1 protein-coding gene is annotated in these 858 nt (G+C 51.4%); it reads left to right on the top strand.

Annotated elements, in window-relative coordinates; translation table 11 throughout:
- A partial coding sequence (locus HFE01_RS26375; RefSeq protein WP_243208294.1) for a condensation domain-containing protein occupies positions 1-858 on the top strand: 858 nt, incomplete at both ends.

Raw genomic sequence — 858 nt, 5'->3', positions numbered from 1 at the left:
AAAACCATGTCTGGTGAAATCCCGGCGCTGGATATGCCAACGGATTTTACAAGACCTGCTGTACAGCGTCTGGAAGGAACTCGATTTGAGTTTGCGATCCGTATGGAGGACAGTGAGCAGTTGAAACAGTTGGCCGCGCAAACCGGCTCTACCTTGTACATGGTGTTGCTGGCAGCGTATAGCACGCTTTTGCATAAATACACGGGTCAAGAGGATATCATCGTCGGCACGCCGATTGCCGGAAGACCACATGCGGAACTGGGGAGCCTGGTAGGCGTATTCCTCAACACGTTGGCGATTCGCAATTATCCGTGTGGCGACAAAACGTTCCTGGATTACCTGCAAGAGGTCAAAGAGCATGCGCTCCGTGCGTATGAGCATCAGGAATATCCGTTTGAAGAGCTGGTTGAAAAGCTGAATTTAACGCGGGATACGAGCCGGAATGCGCTGTTTGACACGATGTTTGAGCTGAAAACATTTGAGCAGCAGGAGTTCGAGCTGGAAGGTCTGACCTTCAAGCCGTATCCGACGGACAATCCTACGTCCAAATTTGATCTGACCTTGGATGCCGTAGAGCAGCCAGAAGGCATTCTGTGCAGTCTGGAATACAGCACGGCGCTGTACAAGCCGGAGACCATTGCACGCTTTGCACAGCATTTTACCGAACTCGTACGTGCCATTACACTTCATCCACAGCAGCCACTGGCAGCTCTGGATATGGTAACTGTCGAGGAGAAGGCACAAATCCTCTACGGTTTTGGAGATGTAGGCGTATCGGAGATTGCGGCTGAAGCAGAAGTCTTATTCCATGCCTATGTGGAAGAACAGGCACAGCTTGTGCCAGATCATGTGGCGGTG

Origin of the sequence: Paenibacillus sp. EKM10P (assembly GCF_011800655.1) — a bacterium.
GTDB lineage: Bacteria > Bacillota > Bacilli > Paenibacillales > Paenibacillaceae > Paenibacillus > Paenibacillus polymyxa.
The sequence above is the reverse complement of the archived record's forward strand: the minus strand, read 5'-3'. Positions and strand labels throughout refer to the sequence as shown.